The organism is Alkalibacillus aidingensis (genome assembly GCF_014595945.1).
GTDB classification, from domain to species: Bacteria; Bacillota; Bacilli; order Bacillales; family Alkalibacillaceae; genus Alkalibacillus; species Alkalibacillus aidingensis.
Genome location: NZ_JABXWU010000019.1, coordinates 1 through 2,882, shown reverse-complemented (window position 1 = coordinate 2,882; position 2,882 = coordinate 1). Strand labels below are relative to the sequence as shown.

The following is a 2,882-nucleotide window of genomic DNA, read 5'->3' as shown; positions in this document are numbered from 1 at the left end:
GTTCGGATGATCATTTTTTGATCATCCGAACCTTTTTATTCGTAGAAACTAGTTTTGTCCCAGCCTCTTTTTCTATGTAAGAACGTGAAAACATTGACAGTCGTGTTGAATGCCTGAAGACCGGTTGTAACACCGTTACGGTCGGGTGAGCTCCGCGACGGTCGGAAGAAGAACCGTCACAGTTGGAGAGAACACCCAAACGTCAGAATGGCAACACCGTGACCCTCCCACGGCAATGTAACAGTCGTTCATTCCACAATGAATTGAGTCATTCAACAATTAATATTGGAAATTCAGTAGTAATTCCATAAATTCATCATTAAATCAATTGTATTCATTAGTTATGAAAGGTTATTCATTAATAAAAACCCGTATTCAATAAAAAAACGAGCGATTCATCATTAAAAACCCGTATTCAATAAAAAATTAATCGATTCAACAGTAAATTCGCCGTCACTACTTGTAAAAGGAAAGATTAAGTGAACGACTTAAAAGCAGGTTACGAGCGATTAAAAACATGTTATGATACTTATGGGGAATCATAGAATAACTAAAATATTAGGAGGTTACGTCATGCCTAGTAAAACCTTAGATCAATTTTTAGACCAAAACCTACAAGAATTAAAAGATCAAGGGCTATATAATGAAATAGATACAGTACAAGGAGCAAATGGCCCTGTTATTACGATTGATGGCAAAAAATTAATCAACTTATCGTCCAATAACTATTTAGGCTTAGCAACGGATGAGCGCTTAAAAGATGTTGCAACAAAAGCTGTTGAATCACACGGAGTCGGTGCTGGAGCCGTTCGTACAATTAATGGAACGCTTGATTTACACGTTAAACTAGAAGAGAAGATCGCTGAATTCAAGGGTACTGAAAGCGCAATTGCTTATCAGTCTGGCTTTAATTGTAATATGGCAGCGATTTCAGCTGTTATGGATAAAAATGATGCAATCCTTTCTGATGAGCTTAACCATGCATCTATTATCGATGGTTGCCGCTTATCAAAAGCGAAAATTCTGCGCTTTAATCATTCAGATATGGAGGACCTACGTAATAAAGCCAAGGAAGCTAAAGAATCAGGTCAGTATAACAAAATTATGATCATTACAGATGGTGTCTTTTCTATGGATGGTGATGTAGCTAAACTACCTGAGATCGTAGAGATTGCTGAGGAGTTTGATTTAATTACTTATGTTGATGATGCTCATGGTTCTGGAGTGTTAGGAAAAGGTGCTGGAACTGTTAAGCACTTTGGTTTACAAGATAAAATTGACTTCCAAATGGGAACCTTATCAAAAGCGATTGGTGTTGTAGGTGGCTATGTAGCCGGTAAGAAGAACCTGATTGACTGGTTGAAAGTACGCTCACGCCCATTCCTATTCTCGACGTCTTTATCTCCAGCTGATGTGACAGCATGTACGAAAGCTATTGACTTATTAATGGAGTCGACAGAACTTCACGATAAAATGTGGGAAAACGGTCATTACCTAAAGAAAGGACTTAAAGAATTAGGATTTGATATTGGTAATAGTGAAACGCCGATTACCCCATGTATTATTGGTGATGAAAAAACGACACAAGAGTTCAGTAAGCGACTTAATGAAGAAGGCGTTTACGCAAAATCGATCGTTTTCCCAACGGTACCACGCGGAACTGGTCGGGTAAGAAATATGCCAACTGCAGCTCATACAAAAGAGATGCTAGATGAAGCCATTGCGATTTATGGAAAAGTCGGTAAAGAAATGGGCGTTATATAAAAAGCTAGCCACGTTAAAAGGGAATGGGGGAAATAGACATGAAAAAGGTACTAATAACCGGTTCATTAGGCCAGATTGGTTCAGAATTAACAACAACATTAAGAGAAAAGTACGGTCATGACAACATTATTGCCACAGATATCCGTGAAATCGATAGTCCGGTTGTCACCGAAGGCCCATTTGAGATTCTTGATGTCACAAATGGAAAGGCTATTCATGATTTAGCTGAAAAACACAACGTTGATACGATTATTCATCTGGCTGCTTTACTATCAGCAAAGGCGGAAAATAATCCTCAGCTGGCTTGGAATTTAAATATGAATGGTTTGATGAACGCTCTAGAGGTAGCTCGTGAATTAAACACTAAGTTTTTCACACCGAGTTCAATTGGCGCTTTTGGCCCAACAACACCGAAAGACCAAACTCCACAAGATACCATTCAACGTCCAACAACCATGTATGGAGTTAATAAAGTATCTGGTGAATTATTATGTGATTATTACTACCATAGGTTCGGGGTCGATACCCGAGGAGTTCGATTTCCTGGATTGATCTCAAATGTTACTGAACCAGGTGGAGGAACGACTGATTATGCTGTCGAGATTTATTATGAGGCATTAAAGAATAAACGTTATTCCTCATATATAGCTGAAGGCACTCATATGGACATGATGTACATGCCTGATGCCATAAATGCGATTATTCAACTGATGGAAGCTGATCCTAATCAATTAAAACATCGTAATGCTTTTAATGTGACAGCGATGAGTGCAGCACCAGAGCATTTCGAACAGGCTATTCAAAAACATATACCAGAATTCACAATGGATTATCAAGTTGACCCAGTGCGTCAAGCCATTGCTGAAAGTTGGCCAAATTCCATCGATGCTTCTGCAGCCACTGAAGAGTGGGGCTTTAAAGCGGAGTATGATTTAGAAAAGATGACAGAAGATATGTTAGATAAATTAAAAGCAAAATTATCAATTAGATAATTTGATCAATAATGAGTACGACAAAAAGAAAACCAACTGGGTACGTTCAATCTACTAGACTAACCTAAAAATTTGAGACAATATAAAACACCTTCGAATGGTACAATTAAAACAAGTACTAAATCG

2 protein-coding genes are annotated in these 2,882 nt (G+C 38.2%); both read left to right on the top strand.

Translation table 11 applies throughout. The annotated features are described in order from the left end of the window. The first annotated feature begins 573 nt into the window (after positions 1 to 573). A complete protein-coding gene (locus HWQ49_RS14510) occupies positions 574 to 1,764 on the top strand; it encodes a glycine C-acetyltransferase (RefSeq protein WP_188208350.1) in 1,191 nt (396 codons plus the stop codon). 38 nt (positions 1,765 to 1,802) lie between these two features. Next, entirely contained in the window at positions 1,803 to 2,756 is a 954-nt protein-coding gene (locus HWQ49_RS14505) for an L-threonine 3-dehydrogenase (RefSeq protein WP_394810787.1), read from the top strand. Positions 2,757 to 2,882 lie beyond the last annotated feature (126 nt).

Excerpts from the sequence above, each read along its gene's own strand:
- HWQ49_RS14510 (WP_188208350.1), top strand. The coding sequence starts at position 574 with ATGCCTAGTAAAACCTTAGATCAATTTTTAGACCAAAACCTACAAGAA.
- HWQ49_RS14505 (WP_394810787.1), top strand. The coding sequence starts at position 1,803 with ATGAAAAAGGTACTAATAACCGGTTCATTAGGCCAGATTGGTTCAGAA.